12 protein-coding genes and 2 pseudogenes are annotated in these 14,745 nt (G+C 76.3%); 1 reads left to right on the forward strand and 13 read right to left on the reverse strand.

The genetic code is table 11. The annotated features are described in order from the left end of the window. Positions 1–227: 227 nt before the first annotated feature. From tyrS to argC, 9 genes and pseudogenes are all read right to left on the reverse strand, one after another. A complete protein-coding gene (tyrS, locus tag JD79_RS18040; RefSeq protein WP_281270356.1) occupies positions 228–1,607 on the reverse strand; it encodes a tyrosine--tRNA ligase in 1,380 nt (459 codons plus the stop codon). After that, positions 1,511–2,191 carry a DNA-3-methyladenine glycosylase gene (locus JD79_RS18045; protein WP_342767680.1) on the reverse strand — a complete coding sequence of 227 codons (681 nt, stop codon included), beginning with the start codon at positions 2,189–2,191 and terminating at the stop codon, positions 1,511–1,513. Before JD79_RS18045 ends, tyrS begins: the two co-directional genes overlap by 97 nt. 118 nt (positions 2,192–2,309) lie before the next feature. Beyond that, a pseudogene (argH, locus tag JD79_RS18050) lies at positions 2,310–3,524 on the reverse strand (argininosuccinate lyase); the annotation flags it as partial. Between the two features lie 71 nt (positions 3,525–3,595). After that, positions 3,596–4,147, reverse strand: coding sequence for an arginine repressor (locus JD79_RS18055; RefSeq protein ID WP_110006651.1), 552 nt, complete (start codon positions 4,145–4,147; stop codon positions 3,596–3,598). Further along, a complete protein-coding gene (argF, locus tag JD79_RS18060) occupies positions 4,144–5,091 on the reverse strand; it encodes an ornithine carbamoyltransferase (protein WP_110006652.1) in 948 nt (315 codons plus the stop codon). Before argF ends, JD79_RS18055 begins: the two co-directional genes overlap by 4 nt. Further along, positions 5,088–6,275, reverse strand: coding sequence for an acetylornithine transaminase (locus JD79_RS18065; RefSeq protein WP_110006653.1), 1,188 nt, complete (start codon positions 6,273–6,275; stop codon positions 5,088–5,090). The genes argF and JD79_RS18065 overlap by 4 nt, the downstream gene beginning before the upstream one ends. Further along, complete coding sequence (gene argB / locus JD79_RS18070) at positions 6,272–7,282, reverse strand: acetylglutamate kinase (RefSeq protein WP_211308043.1); 1,011 nt, start codon at positions 7,280–7,282, stop codon at positions 6,272–6,274. The genes JD79_RS18065 and argB overlap by 4 nt, the downstream gene beginning before the upstream one ends. Further along, positions 7,279–8,430 (reverse strand): bifunctional glutamate N-acetyltransferase/amino-acid acetyltransferase ArgJ, encoded by a 1,152-nt coding sequence (gene argJ / locus JD79_RS18075; protein WP_110006654.1) that lies wholly within the window; start codon positions 8,428–8,430, stop codon positions 7,279–7,281. The genes argB and argJ overlap by 4 nt, the downstream gene beginning before the upstream one ends. Continuing rightward, positions 8,427–9,482: an N-acetyl-gamma-glutamyl-phosphate reductase gene (argC, locus tag JD79_RS18080; RefSeq protein WP_245900193.1), complete on the reverse strand. Its 1,056-nt coding sequence runs from the start codon at positions 9,480–9,482 to the stop codon at positions 8,427–8,429. Before argC ends, argJ begins: the two co-directional genes overlap by 4 nt. Positions 9,483–9,673: 191 nt before the next feature. On the opposite strand from argC, the gene JD79_RS18085 reads away from it, so the two are divergent. Further along, the gene (locus tag JD79_RS18085; RefSeq protein WP_110006656.1) at positions 9,674–10,417 is read left to right on the forward strand and encodes a 3-keto-5-aminohexanoate cleavage protein; all 744 of its coding nucleotides are present in this window, start codon (positions 9,674–9,676) and stop codon (positions 10,415–10,417) included. On the opposite strand, the gene JD79_RS18090 is transcribed toward JD79_RS18085, so the two are convergent. The 4 genes and pseudogenes from JD79_RS18090 to pheS all read right to left on the reverse strand — a co-directional run bounded on the left by JD79_RS18090 (position 10,390) and on the right by pheS (position 14,737). Beyond that, a complete protein-coding gene (locus JD79_RS18090; RefSeq protein ID WP_110006657.1) occupies positions 10,390–11,196 on the reverse strand; it encodes an SDR family NAD(P)-dependent oxidoreductase in 807 nt (268 codons plus the stop codon). The two genes, JD79_RS18085 and JD79_RS18090, sit on opposite strands and share 28 nt — an antisense overlap. Further along, entirely contained in the window at positions 11,196–11,543 is a 348-nt protein-coding gene (locus JD79_RS24570) for a phenylalanine--tRNA ligase subunit beta-related protein (RefSeq protein WP_425454194.1), read from the reverse strand. The genes JD79_RS18090 and JD79_RS24570 overlap by 1 nt, the downstream gene beginning before the upstream one ends. Before the next feature lie 45 nt (positions 11,544–11,588). Then, positions 11,589–13,669 (reverse strand): annotated as a pseudogene (gene pheT, locus JD79_RS18095) (phenylalanine--tRNA ligase subunit beta); the annotation flags it as partial. Next, positions 13,670–14,737: a phenylalanine--tRNA ligase subunit alpha gene (pheS, locus tag JD79_RS18100; RefSeq protein WP_110006658.1), complete on the reverse strand. Its 1,068-nt coding sequence runs from the start codon at positions 14,735–14,737 to the stop codon at positions 13,670–13,672. Positions 14,738–14,745: the final 8 nt, after the last annotated feature.

A 14,745-nucleotide genomic window follows, 5' to 3' on the forward strand; every position in this document is an offset into this window, starting at 1 on the left:
ACACCCATTCGACCCTCTCGGGCTTCCTCGGTGGCTTTGTTGTCCATCTCTGCGCCCGCAACGGGCGGCTCCTGCTGGGGCCTCCCCGCTCGCCCTCCCGGGCCGTGCGGCGCGCAGAGAGAAAGTTACGTGGCTGTCGGGACCGTGTCAAACCGTCCCGGCCGTGACGACGGACACCGTTCCGGAACCGGCGTGTCACGTGGCGTTCACGCGGCCGGACCGTCGGCTCAGCGGCCGGCGGGCACCCGCTGCACCCCGGCGACCGACCGCTTGCCGCGGCGCAGCACCAGCCATCCCCCGGGCAGCCACGCGTCCTCGCCCGGGACCGCGTCGGCGTCGGTGACCCGCTCGTTGTTGAGGTAGGCGCCGCCCTCCTTCACGGTCCGGCGGGCCTCGGACAGGCTCGAGACGAGCCCGGTCTGCTGCAGCAGGGCGGCGAGCGTGGGCGTCGCGCCGTCGACGGTGACGCTGCCGGCCTCGCGGAGCGCCGCGCCCAGGGTCTCGGCGCCCAGCGTCGTCAGGTCCTCCCGGCCGAAGAGCGCACGACCGGCCGCCTCGGCCTGGCGCAGTTCCTCGGGTCCGTGCACCAGCGACGTCAGCTCCTCGGCCAGCGCCCGCTGCGCCGCCCGCGACGCCGGGCGCTCGGTGCTCTCGGCGACGAGCGCGGCCACCTCCTCGGCGGGCAGCTCGGAGAACTGCGGCAGCCAGGTGAGCGCGTCGGCGTCGTCGGCGTTGAGCCAGAACTGGAAGAAGGCGTAGGGCGACGTGAGCGCGGGGTCGAGCCAGACGGTGCCGCCCTCGCTCTTGCCGAACTTCTGCCCGTCGGACTTGGTGACCAGCTGGGTGGACAGGGCGTGCACCGTGGCGCCCTCCACCCGGCGGACCAGGTCGATGCCCGCCGTCAGGTTCCCCCACTGGTCGGAGCCACCGGTCTGCAGCGTGACGCCGTGACGGCGGAACAGCTGCAGGAAGTCGTGCGCCTGCAGGATCTGGTAGCTGAACTCGGTGTAGCTGATGCCGGCCTCGGAGTTCAGCCGCGCGCTCACCGCCTCCTTGGCCAGCATCCGGCCGACGCGGAAGTGCTTGCCGAGGTCGCGCAGCAGGTCGATGGCCGACAGCGGCTCGGTCCAGGTCAGGTTGTCGACGTAGACGGGGGCCGCCAGCCCGTCGGTCTCTGCGGGCAGGTCGAGGAAGGGCGCCACCTGCCGGCGGATGCTGTCCACCCAGGCCGCGACGGTGGCGCGGTCGTTGAGCTGCCGCTCCGCGGTGGGCCGCGGGTCCCCGATCAGCCCGGTGGCCCCGCCGACGAGGACGACGGGCCGGTGACCGGCCCGCTGCAGCGCCCGCAGCACCATGAACTGCACGAGGTGGCCGACGTGCAGGCTCGGCGCGGTGGGGTCGAAGCCGCAGTAGTAGGTGACCGGTCCGGCCGCGAGGTGCGCACGCAGCGCCTCCTCGTCGGTGGTCTGGGCGATGAGCCCGCGGCGCTGCAGTTCGTCGAGGACGGAGGTCACGGGGACCCAGTCTGCCCGGCGGCACGGCGGCGCGGCCCGCCACCCGGGCGGAAGGCGCTGACCGACGCCGCCCCCGTCTCCCAGAAGCGCCACGGCAGCTCGGTCGCGCGGCTGATCCCCACCCGCGGCCCGGCCGACACCGCGGCCGGCGGCTCCCCCGCGTGCAGCCGCACGGACGACGACGGGTCGAGGACGTCGGCGCCGCCGTCGTCCGGGCCGATGCCGAGCGCCGCGGTGAGCCGCGCCGGGCCGCGGGCCAGGTCGCGCGCCACGCGGGCCGACCGGCGGCGGGCGGCGGCCAGGTCCTCCCCCACCACCACCTCGCCGGCGCGCAGCAGCACCGCCGAGGCGCGGCCCGCCGGACCGACGACGACGTTGGCGCACCAGTGCACGCCGTAGCTGAAGTAGACGTAGAGCCGCCCGGGCGGGCCGAACATGACCGCCGTGCGCGGGGTCGGGCCGCGGTGGGCGTGCGAGGCGGGGTCCTCCCCCTCCCCGGAGTACGCCTCGACCTCGGTCAGGCGCACGGCGACGGTGCCCTCGGGCCGGTCGGTCACCACCCAGCAGCCCAGCAGCGCCGGGGCGACGACGTCGACCGGCCCGAGCAGCTCGTCGGCGGTGAGCAGGCGGCCCGGCGGGGTCAGAGCGCGGCCGCCACGGGCGAGTCGGCCGACCAGCGGCCGTGGGCGGCGGCGACGTCCTCCAGCGCCGCGAGCTGGGCGGCGACCCGCTCGGGCGCCGTCCCCCGCGGGTGCTGCGGGCGGCCAGCGCGCCCGGCACCGACAGCACCGCGCGCACGTCCGGGGTGAGCCGCTCGTCGATGCCGGCCAGCTGGTCGTCGTCGAGCTGGTCGAGCTCGAGCCCGGCCTCCTCGCAGAAGGACACCATCGCGCCGGAGATCTCGTGCGCCGAGCGGAACGGGACGCCGTTCGAGACGAGCCACTCGGCGACGTCGGTGGCCAGCGCGAAGCCCTGCGGCGCGGCGGCCTCGAGGACGTCGGGGCGCAGCGTGAGCGTGGCGACCATGCCGGTGACCGCGGGCAGCAGGAGCAGCAGCTGCTCGAGGGAGTCGAAGACCGGCTCCTTGTCCTCCTGCAGGTCGCGGTCGTAGGCCAGCGGCAGGCCCTTGAGCATCGTCAGCAGCCCGGTGAGGTTGCCGACGAACCGGCCGGACTTGCCCCGCGCCAGCTCGGCGATGTCGGGGTTCTTCTTCTGCGGCATGATCGACGACCCCGTGGCCCAGGCGTCGTCGAGGCGGGCCCAGCCGAACTCCGTCGACGTCCAGAGCACGACCTCCTCGCCCAGCCGGGACAGGTGGACGCCGATCAGCGCGGCGGCGAAGCAGAACTCCGCGGCGAAGTCGCGGTCGCTGACCGCGTCGATGGAGTTCTCCGCGGCGCGGTCGAAGCCGAGCTCGGCGGCGACGGCGTCGGGGTCCAGCGGCAGCGAGGAGCCGGCCAGCGCGCCCGAGCCCAGCGGGCTGACGGCGGCGCGGCGGTCCCAGTCCTGCAGCCGGTCGACGTCGCGGGCGAACGCGTGGGCGTGGGCGAGCAGCTGGTGGCTGATGAGCACCGGCTGGGCGTGCTGCAGGTGCGTCATGCCGGGCGCGGGGACGTCGAGGTACCGCTCGGCCAGGCCCAGCAGCGCGTACTCCAGGGAGGACAGCTCGCCGACCAGCGCGCGCACGTTGTGCCGCAGGTACAGGCGCAGGTCGGTGGCGACCTGGTCGTTGCGGGAGCGCCCGGCGCGCAGCTTCCCCCCGAGGGCGCCGAGCTTGTCGAGCAGGCCGCGCTCGAGGGCCTCGTGCACGTCCTCGTCGGCCTCGACCGGCGCGAACGTGCCCGCGGCGACCTCCGCCGACAGCTCGGTGAGCGCGCCCAGCATCCGGGGCAGCTCGTCGTCGGTGAGCAGGCCGGCGCGGTGCAGCACCCGGGCGTGCGCGCGGGAGCCGGCCAGGTCGTAGGGGGCCAGCCGCCAGTCGACGTCGGTCGACTTCGACAGCGCCGCCATCGCCGGCGACGGCCCGCCGCCGAAGCGGCCGCCCCAGAGCCGGGTCTGCGAGGCGGGGGCGGTCGGGTCGGTCACGGGGCGGATCCTCCGGGAGGTTCGTCGGACAGGTCGGCGTGCAGCTCCGGGTAGACCGCCGGCGTGCGGGCGGCCAGGGCGCGCAGCCGCTCGGCCAGCGCCGGTCCGCCGTCGGGGTCGCGGGAGACGACGAGGAGAGTGTCGTCGCCGGCGATGGTGCCCAGCACGTCGGGCAGGCCGACCTTGTCCAGCGCCGAGGCGAGGAACTGCGCGGCCCCGGGCGGGGTGCGCAGGACGGCGAGGTTGGCGCTGCCGTCGGCACTGGTGAGCAGGTCGGCCAGGAGCCGGGTGAGGCGCGCGGGCGCGGCCTGCGCGGGGCGGAGCGGGGCGTTCTCCGGCGGCAGCACGTAGGACGCCGGCGCGCCGTCGGTGCCGCGCAGCTTGACCGCGCCGAGCTCCTCGAGGTCGCGCGAGAGCGTCGCCTGGGTGACCTCGATGCCGCCGGCGGACAGCAGCGCCGCCAGCTGGGTCTGCGAGGTGACGGGCTGGGCGGTGATCAGCTCGGCGATGCGGGCCTGCCGCGCCGAGCGGGTCAGCGCAGAGGTCACGCCGATCGCTCCAGGAGCCAGGTGAGGAGCGCCTTCTGGGCGTGCAGCCGGTTCTCCGCCTCGTCCCAGACCACGCTCTGCGGGCCGTCGATCACCTCGGCGGCGATCTCCTTGCCGCGGTAGGCCGGCAGGCAGTGCAGGACGACGGCGTCGTCGGCGGCCCGCTCCAGCGCCGCCTCGTCGACGGCGTAGGGCAGGAACGGCGCGACGCGGGTGTCGTACTCGTCCTCCTGGCCCATCGAGACCCACGTGTCGGTGGCGAGGACGTCGGCGCCGTCCGCGGCGGCTGCGGCGTCGGCCGTCCACAGCACCGACCCGCCGGTCCCCGCGGCGATCTCCGCGGCCCGCTCCAGCACCTCCTTGGAGGGCCGGAAGCCCTCCGGCGAGCCGATCCGCACGTGCATGCCGGCGGTGGCGCCGCCCAGCAGGTAGGAGTGGGCCATGTTGTTGGCGCCGTCGCCGAGGTAGGTCAGCGACCGGCCGGCCAGCGACCCCTTGTGCTCGACCACCGTCTGCAGGTCCGCCAGGACCTGGCAGGGGTGGAAGTCGTCGGTGAGCGCGTTGACCACCGGCACCCGGCTGGTGGCGGCCATGGTCTCCAGCCGGTCCTGGCCGAAGGTCCGCCACACGATCGCCGCCACCTGCCGGTCGAGCACGCGGGTGGTGTCGTCGACCGGCTCGCCGCGGCCGAGCTGGCTGGCGCCGGCGTCGACGACCAGCGGGTACCCGCCGAGCTCGGCGACGCCGACGGAGAACGACACCCGGGTGCGGGTCGAGGGCTTGTCGAACAGCACCGCCACGGCCCGCGGCACGCCGTTCGCCGCCCGCAGCGGGGTGGGCGCCGCGTCGGTGTGCCGGGTGCGCTTGAGCTCGGCGGCCAGCGCGAGGACCTCGGCCTGCTCGTCGGGGGTCAGGTCGTCGTCGCGGGTGAGGTGCCGGGTCACGGTGCCGTCTCCTGGGCGGTGTCGAGGGCCGCCGGGAGGGCGGCGACGAAGGCGTCGACCTGGGCGTCGGTGAGCACCAGGGACGGCGCGAGCCGCAGCACGTCGGGGGCCACGGCGTTGGCGAGGAAGCCGGCGTCGCGCAGGGCGGCCTCGAGCGCGCCGGCGACGGGCGCGGTGAGGACCACGCCGAGCAGCGCGCCCCTCCCCCGCACCCCGGCGACGCCGCCGTGCCCCAGACCCTCGATGCCGGCGGTGAACCGGTGCTCGAGCTCCTTGGCGCGCTCGAGCAGGCCCTCGTCGCGCATCGTGTCGAGGACGGCGAGCGCGGCCGCGCAGGCGATCGGGTTGCCGCCGAACGTCGACCCGTGCGAGCCGGCGGTCATGAGCTCCGCGGCGTCGCCGAAGGCCAAGGTGGCGCCCATCGGCAGGCCGCCGCCGAGGGCCTTGGCCAGGGTGATCACGTCGGGCTGCAGTCCGTCGGCCTGGTGCGCGAACCAGTGGCCGGTGCGGCCGGTGCCGGTCTGCACCTCGTCGACGGCGAACAGCGCGCCGGCGCCCGCGGCCGTGCGGGCCGCGGCGGCCAGGTAGCCCGGCGGCGGGGGCTGCACGCCGCCCTCGCCGAGGAGCGGCTCGAGCAGCACCATCGCGGTCCGCTCGCCCACGACGCCGGACAGCGCGCCGGCGTCGCCGTAGGGCACGTACCGCACGCCGCCGGGCAGCGGGGCGAACGCGGCGGCCTTCGACGGCTGCCCGGTGAGCGCGAGCGCGCCCATCGTGCGGCCGTGGAAGGCGCCCTCGGCGGTGACCACCTCGGGCCGCCCGGTCAGTCGGCTGATCTTGAACGCGGCCTCGTTGGCCTCGGCGCCGGAGTTGCAGAAGAACACCCGCCCCGGCCGGCCGGCCAGCTCCAGCAGCCGCTCGGCGAGGGTGACGCCGGGCTCGTGCATCGCCAGGTTGGAGACGTGCCCGAGGGTCCGCGCCTGCCGGCTGATCGCCTCGACCACCCTCGGGTGCGCGTGGCCGAGGATCGTCGTCGCGATGCCGCCGAGCAGGTCGGTGTACTCGCGGCCGTCGACGTCCCAGACGACCGAGCCCTCGCCGCGCGCGAGCGCGACGGGCGGGGTGCGGTAGTTGCCCATCATCACGGCCGACCAGCGGGTGGCCAGCTCCTCCGTGTGGGTCATGCCGGCTCCTTCCCGTCCAGTGCGTGCGCGGGGACGACCATCGTCCCGGTGCCCTCGGTGGTGAACATCTCCAGCAGCAGGGCGTGCGGGGTCCGGCCGTCGACGACGGTCGCCCGCTTCACCCCGCCCTCGACCGCCCGCAGGCAGGCGGCCATCTTCGGGACCATCCCGGCGTCCAGGGTCGGCAGGATCTCGGCCAGCTCGGCGGCGTCGATCTGCTGCACGAGCGAGTCGCGGTCGGGCCAGTCGGCGTAGAGGCCCTCGACGTCGGTGAGGACGACGAGCTTGACCGCGCCGAGCGCCACGGCGAGCGCGGCGGCGGCGGTGTCGGCGTTGACGTTGTGCACCACGCCGTCGCGGTCCGGCGCGACCGTCGCGACGACGGGGATCTTGCCGGCGGCCAGCAGCGCGGTGACCGGCGCGGGGTCGACGGCGACGACGTCGCCGACCCGGCCGACGTCGACCGGCTGCCCGTCGACGACCGCCGTCGTCCGCTCGGCGGTGAAGAGGCCGCCGTCCTCCCCGGACAGGCCGACGGCCAGCGGCCCGTGCTGGTTGACCAGCCCGACCACCTCGGGCGTGACCTGTCCGGTCAGGACCATGCGCACGACCTCGACGGTCTCGTCGGTGGTCACCCGCAGGCCGCCGCGGAACTCGCTCTCGATGCCGAGACGGCCGAGCATCTCGGTGATCTGCGGGCCGCCGCCGTGCACGACGACGGGCAGGATGCCGCAGGTCCGGAGGAAGACCATGTCCTCGGCGAACGCCCGGCGGCACTCCTCGTCGACCATGGCGTGCCCGCCGTACTTGACCACCACGACGTTGCCGTGGAACTCCCGCAACCACGGCAGCGCCCCGGTGAGGACGGCGACCTTGCGCGCGTCGCCCTCGGGGTCGTACGTCCGCATGACCCGGGTCGTGCCGATCCGGCGGCGCGGCGGGGCCGGCTCGTCGACCCGGACGTCGGGCGGGGTGGGGTCCTCGTGCGTGTTCTCGGAGGTGCTCACGTCGAGTACGCCGAGTTCTCGTGCACGTAGGCGAGGGACAGGTCGTTGGTCCAGATCGTCGCCTGCTCGGTGCCGGCGGCCAGGTCGACGTCGATGGTGACGGCCCGGCCGGTGAGGTCGACGCCCTCGCGCGGGTCGCCGATCGCGCCGCCCCGGCAGACGGTGACGCCGTTGATGGTGACGTCGACCCGGTCGGGCTCGAAGGCGGCGTCGGTGGTGCCGATCGCGGCCAGCACCCGGCCCCAGTTCGGGTCGTTGCCGAACAGCGCCGTCTTGAGCAGGTTGTTGCGGGCGCACGCCCGGCCGGCGGTGAGCGCGTCGCCGACGGTGGCCGCGTTGCGCACGGTGACGGCGATGTCCTTGGTCGAGCCCTCGGCGTCGGCGAGCAGCTGCATCGCCAGGTCGGTGGCCGCCTCGGTGAGCGCCTCGGCGACCTCCTCGGCGGTCGGCGTGACCCCGGCGGCGCCGTTGGCCATCGCGACCACGGTGTCGTTGGTGGACAGGCAGCCGTCGGAGTCGACCCGCTCGAGGCTGACGCCGGTGGCGCTCGCCAGCGCGGCGTGCAGGACGCCGGCCGGCACGGAGGCGTCTGTGGTGAGGACGACGAGCATCGTGGCCAGGCTCGGCGCGAGCATGCCGGCGCCCTTGGCCATCCCGCCGACGCTCCACCCGTCGCGCTGCACGACCGTCGTCTTGGGGACGCTGTCGGTGGTCATGATCGCCCGGGCGGCGTCGGGACCGCCGTCGGCGGCGAGCGCCTTGGCCGCCTCGGTGACGCCGGGCAGCAGCTTGTCCATGGGCAGCCGGACGCCGATCAGCCCGGTGGAGGCGACCGCGACGTCGACCGCACCCAGCCCCAGCTCGGCGGCGGCGTGCTCGGCGGTGGCGTGCGTGTCGCCGAAGCCCTCGGCGCCGGTGCAGGCGTTGGCGCCGCCGGAGTTGAGGACGACCGCCCGCAACCGGCCGGTGGCGAGGACCTGGCGGCTCCACTGCACCGGCGCGGCCGGGAAGCGGTTGGTGGTGAAGACGGCCGCGGCGCTGTCCTGCGGGCCGTCGTTGACCACCAGCGCGACGTCAGGGGCGCCGCTGCTCTTGAGCCCGGCGGCGACGCCGGCGGCCCGGAAGCCCTGGGGTGCGGTGACGCTCACGGGGCCACCCCCACCAGCGGCAGGCCCGCGGTCTCGGGCAGGCCGAGGGCGATGTTGGCGCTCTGGATCGCGCCGCCCGCGGTGCCCTTGGTGAGGTTGTCGACCGCGGCGACGACGACCAGCCGGCCGGCGTCGGGGTCGACGGCGACCTGCACCGCGACGGTGTTGGCGCCGAGCACCTGCGCGGTGGTGGGCCACTGGCCCTCGGGCAGCAGGTGCACGAACGGCTCGTCGGCGTAGGCCCGGCCGTAGGCGTCACGGGCGGCCGCCGCGTCGACGCCGCTCCTCAGCGGCGCCGAGCAGGTGGCGAGGATGCCCCGGCTCATCGGCACCAGCGTGGGCGTGAAGCTGATCCTGACCGGCTCGCCCGCGGCCGCGGCGAGGCTCTGCGCCATCTCCGGGGTGTGCCGGTGCCCGCCGCCGACGCCGTAGGCGCTCACCGAGCCCATGACCTCGCTGCCGAGCAGGTGCGGCTTCGCCGCCTTGCCCGCGCCGGAGGTGCCGGAGGCGGCGACCACGACGACGTCGGGCTCGACCAGCCCGGCGGCCAGGGCCGGGACCATCGCGAGCGCGACCGACGTCGGGTAGCAGCCGGGGACGGCGATCCGTCGCGCGCCGGCCAGCTTCTCCCGCTGGCCAGGGAGCTCCGGCAGGCCGTAGGGCCATGCTCCTGGGTGCGGCGCGCCGGCGTGCTCGCCGCCGTACCAGCGCGCCCAGGCCGCCGGGTCCTCGAGCCGGTGGTCGGCGCCGCAGTCGACGACCAGCGTGTCCTGGGACAGCTGCGCGGCGATGGCGGCGGACTCCCCGTGCGGCAGCGCGAGGACGACGACGTCGTAGCCGGCGAGGTCCTCCGGCGCGCTGGGGCGGACCTCGAGGTCGGCGAAGGGCAGCAGGTGCGGCTGCAGCTCACCCAGGCGTCGGCCGGCGCTGCTGTTGGCGTGCACCCCGGCCAGGCGGAGGTGCGGGTGCCCGGCCAGCAGCCGGCACACCTCTCCCCCCGCGTAGCCGGTGGCGCCGGTGACCCCGACCGTCCACGTCTGCCCTGTACTCACGATGCATGACCATACAGGGTCGTGCATGACCTTCCACCAGCGGGGCGGGTGGACTCCTGCAGGCGGTCGTGCTCTGCCCCCGTCGAGGGGGCAGAGCACGAGCGTGCGCAGCGTCCCTCCCGGCCTCGCCTTCGTGCTCTGCCCCCCGTGCGTGGGCAGAGCACGAGCGGCGGCGGGGACAGGATGTCCGGGTGCTGACCGCGTGCGTGAACGGCGCCCGCCGTCCCGCCGAGCACGCGGCGCTGCCGGTCGGCCCGGCCCGGCTGGCCGCGGACGCCGCGGCGGTGGCCGCGGCGGGAGCCGCCGACGTGCACCTGCACGTCAAGGACGCGACCGGAGCCGACACCCTCGCCGCCGGTCCTCTGGCCGAGGTGCTCTCCGCCGTGCGGATCCGCGCGCCGGGCCTGCCGGTCGGCGTCACCACCGGCGCGTGGGCCGCTCCCGACCCGGCCGACCGGCTCGCCGCGCTGCGTTCCTGGACCGTCCTGCCCGACTCCGCCTCGGTCAACTGGCACGAGCCGGGCGCCGAGGAGGTCGCCGAGCTGCTGCTCCGTCGCGGTGTCGGCGTCGAGGCGGGGCTGTGGACCCCCGGCGCGGTCCGGGACTGGCGCGCGTCCCGCCTGCGGGACCGCTGCACCCGCGTGCTGCTCGAGCTGCCCGACGGGCCCGGCGACGCGGCGTCCGCGGAGCTGGCCCGGGAGATGCTGGCCGCGCTCGGCGCGGCGGGCGTCCCGGTGCAGCTGCACGGCGAGGGCACGAGCACCTGGCCGGCGCTGCGGGAGGCCGTCCGGCTCGGGCTGGACGCCCGGATCGGACTGGAGGACACGCTGCTGCTCCCCGACGGCAGCCCGGCCGCCGGCAACGCCGCGCTCGTGGCCGCGGCCCGGGCGGTCGGCGCCCGAGCGGCTCAGCCCAGCGGGTCGCCGTCGCCGTAGGGGACGAGCCGCAGCTTCCGGGCGCTGCCGGACGGCGCCGTGGTCCGCAGGGTGTCGAGCGAGTCGACGCCGGCGCGGAAGAACCGGCCCGACCACTGGTCGAGCTCGCCGGCGGCGATGGCCACCACCAGGTCGACGACGTCCTCGGGCCGGGTCCAGTCGGTGCGGCCCTCGTGCATCGGCATCGCGCGGGTCATGGCGGTGTCGACGACGCCCGGCGCCAGGTCGAACGCCCGGACGCCGTGGGGTGCGCCGGCCAGGTCGATGGACTCGGTGATCCGCATCTGCGCGGTCTTGCCGGCCGAGTAGGCGCTGTAGTGCGGGTTGGCGCGGGTGCTGATCCCGCTGGCCAGGTCGACCACCCGCCCGCTGCCGACGGCCACCATCCCGGGCAGCACGGCGCGGGCGAGGAGGAACGGCCCGCGGACCTGGCTCTCCACCACCTGCCACCACTGGTCGGGGTCGGCCTCCCACAGCGGCACCTCGGCGGCGTCGATCAGGCCGGCGTTGTTGACCAGCAGCCCGATCGGGCCCAGCTCCCGGGTGACCTCGGCGACGGCGGCGTCGACCGCGACCCGGTCGGTCACGTCGGCGGCCAGGGCGAGCGTGCGCGCGCCGGTGGCCGCGGCGACCTCCGCCATCGCCGTCCGCAGCCGGTCCCCGCCGCGCGCGAGCCCGGCGACGGCGGCGCCGCGGGCGGCCAGGCCCTCGGCGAGGTGCCGGCCGATGCCCGCCGACGCCCCGGTGACCAGCGCGACGGTGCCGGTGAGGTCGGTCATCAGTCGCCGCTGCGCAGGGTGATGCCCTGCATCTCGACGACGGCGAGGATGCCCTCGCGCACCCGCGCGACGTCGGCGGCGGTGAGCGTCCGGTCCGGCGCCCGCAGCACCAGCGAGTACGCCAGCGACCGCGACCCGGCGGGGACCGGCGGGCCGGCGTAGACGTCGAAGAGGCGCACCGCCTCGAACAGCTCGCCCGCTCCCCCGCGCACCAGCGACTCGACGTGCGACGCGGTGACGTCGTCGGGCACGACGAAGGCCAGGTCGAGGAAGACCGGCGGGAAGGTCGAGATCCGCGGCCCGACCGGCACGGGGGCGGCCGGGAGCGCGTCGACGTCGAGCTCCATGACCGAGGTGCGCGGGGGCAGCTCGAGCGCGGCGCACACCCGCGGGTGGAGCTCGCCGGCGTACCCGACGATCCGTTCCCCGCCCACCCCGTCGACCACCAGCTCGGCGCAGCGGCCCGGGTGCCAGGGCGCGGCCGCGCCGGGGCGCACGAACAGCTGCACGCCCGCCGCGGCGGCCACCACCCGGGCGGCCTGGACGGCGTCGGCCCAGCCCGCGGCCCGGCCAGGCCCCACCAGCCGCGCGGCTCGCGCTGGCCGGTCAGGGCGACCGCCACGTGCCACGGCTGGACGGGCACCGCGCCGAGGAGGGCGGCGAGGGTGTCGTCGTCGGGACGGCCGTCGACGCCGGGCAGCGGCGCCGGGGTGCCCACGCCGCCGAGGAAGACCGCGCCGTGCTCGTAGAGGGCGACGTCGCGCAGGCCGCGGGAGAGGTTGCGGGCCAGCGTGGCGAGCAGGCCCGGCACCAGCGTGGTGCGCAGGGCCGGCTCCTCCTCCGACAGCGGGTTGCGCACCAGGACCACCCGGCGGCGCTCGTCGTCCTCGGGCAGGCCGAGGGCGTCCAGGGCCGGGGTGCCGACGAAGGGATAGGACGGCGCCTCGACGTAGCCGGCCCCGGCCAGCGCCCGGCCGATCGCGCGGCGGCGGCGCTGGGTCTCGGTCAGCCCGCGCCCGGGCGGCGCGGTGGGCAGCACGGAGGGGACGTCGTCGTAGCCGGCCAGCCGGACGACCTCCTCCACCAGGTCGGCGGGGTCGGTGAGGTCCGGGCGCCACGACGGCGGGGTGACGGTGAGTGCGCCGCCCTCGGCCTCGACGGCGCAGCCGACCGCGCCGAGCAGCCCGACGACCTGCGCCGCGGAGTACGGGACGCCGGCGACCCGGCCGGGCCGCCCCGCGTCGAGCGGGATCGACGGCCGGGGACCCCGGGTGTCGACGTCGACGGCCGCGCCCACCACGCGGGCGCCCCCGTACTCGGCCAGCAGCTCCGCGGCCCGGGCGAGCGCGACGACGGTCATCTCCGGGTCGACGCCGCGCTCGAAGCGCTTGGCGGCCTCGCTGGGCAGCCGGTGGCGGCGCGCGGTGCGGGCCACCCCGGTGGGCTCCCAGTGCGCGGCCTCGAGCAGCACGGCGGTCGTGCCGTCCCCGATCTCGGTGGACGCGCCGCCCATGACCGCGGCCAGGCCGATCGGCCCGGTGTCGTCGGTGATGAGCAGGTCGTCGCCGTCCAGGGTGCGGACGGTGCCGTCGAGGGTGGTCAGCCGCTCACCCTCGCGGGCGCGGCGGACGACGATCGGGCCGGTCACCGCGTCGCGGTCGAAGGCGTGCATCGGCTGGCCGAGCTCGAGCATCACGTAGTTGGTCACGTCGACGGCCAGCGAGATCGACCGGACGCCGGACTGGGCCAGCCGGCGCCGCATCCACCACGGGCTCGGCGCGGTCGGGTCCAGGCCCTCCATCGCGACCATCGAGAACCGGTCGCAGCGGTCGGCGTCGGCGACCGTGACCTGCCACGCCGGCTCTCCGGACCAGGCGGGCACACCGGCCGCGCCCGGGTCGCGCCAGCCGACGGCCAGGCCCGTGCCCATCTCGCGGGCGATGCCGCGCATGGCGAGGCAGTAGCCGCGGTCGGGGGTGACCGCGAGCTCGATGACGACGTCGTCGAGGCCGACGACCGGGCGGGCGTCGGCACCGGGCTCGAACCCGTCCCCGAGCACGAGGATCCCGGCGTGGTCCTCGCCGACGCCGAGCTCGCGGACCGAGCAGATCATCCCGTCGGACACGTGGTCGTAGGTCTTCCGGGCGGCGATCTCGAAGCCGCCCGGCAGCACCGCGCCGGGCAGCGCGACGACGACGGTGTCGCCCACGGCGAAGTTCCGCGCGCCGCAGACGATGCCCCGCGGCTCCGCCTCGCCGACGTCGACCCGGCAGTACCGGATCGGCTTCTTGAAGCCGGTGAGCTCCTCGATCCCCAGCACCCGGCCGACCACCAGCGGGCCGGTGACCTCGGCCGGGCGGTGGACCTCCTCGACCTCCAGGCCCAGGCGGACGAAGGCGCTGTCGAGGTCCTCGACGGAGGTCCCGCTGGGGACGTCGACGTACTCGGCCAGCCAGCCGACGGGGACCCGCATCTACAGCTCCACTCCGAACGCACTCGTGAACCGGACGTCGCCCTCGACGATGTCGCGCATGTCGCCGACGCCGGAGCGGAACTGCAGCGCCCGCTCGATGCCGACGCCGAAGGCGAAGCCGCTGAACTCCTCGGGGTCGACGCCGCAGGCGACGAGCACCCGCGGGTTGACCATCCCGCAGCCGCCCCACTCGACCCAGCGCGGGCCGTCGCGGTGCTCGGCGAACCAGACGTCGAACTCCGCCGAGGGCTCGGTGAACGGGAAGTACGACGGCCGCCAGCGGGTGACCGCCTCGGGGCCGAACAGCGACCGGGCGAGGTGGTCGAGCGTGCCGCGCAGGTGGGCCATGGTCAGCCCGCGGTCGACGGCCAGGCCCTCGACCTGGTGGAAGACCGGGGTGTGCGTCGCGTCGAGCTCGTCGGTGCGGTACACCCGCCCCGGGGCGACGACGTAGACCGGCGGCGTCCGGGACAGCAGCGTGCGGGCCTGCACCGGGCTGGTGTGCGTGCGCAGCACCAGGCCGGAGTCCTCCGGCGCCACGAAGAAGGTGTCCATCATCGTGCGCGCCGGGTGGTCGCGGCCGATGTTCAGGGCGTCGAAGTTCAGCCACTCGGCCTCGAGCTCGGGGCCGTCGGCGACCTCGTAGCCCATGCCGACGAAGACGTCGGCGATCCGCTCGGTCAGCGTGGTGAGCGGGTGCCGGGCGCCGGGCGGGGTGCGGTCCCACGGCAGGGTGACGTCGACCCGCTCCTCGGCCAGCACGCGGGCGTCGCGCTCGGCCTCGAGCTCGGCCTTCCGCCCCTCGTACGCCTCGGTGACGGCGACCCGGGCGGCGTTGACCCGCTTGCCGGCGTCGGCGCGGGCGGCCGGCGGCAGCGCCCCGAGCTCGCGGCGGGCCAGCGGCACGGGCGCGCGGTCACCGAGGTGGGCCGGGCGGACGGCGGCCAGCGCCTCGAGGTCGGCGGCACCCGCGAAGGCCTCGCGGGCCGCGGCGACGGCGGCGTCGAGGGCCTCGGCGGAGAGGGCCGCGACCTGCTTGGGGTCGTAGGGGTCGTTGGCGCCGGACACGGGAGGCC

This window comes from Geodermatophilus normandii, from assembly GCF_003182485.1.
Lineage (GTDB): Bacteria > Actinomycetota > Actinomycetes > Mycobacteriales > Geodermatophilaceae > Geodermatophilus > Geodermatophilus normandii.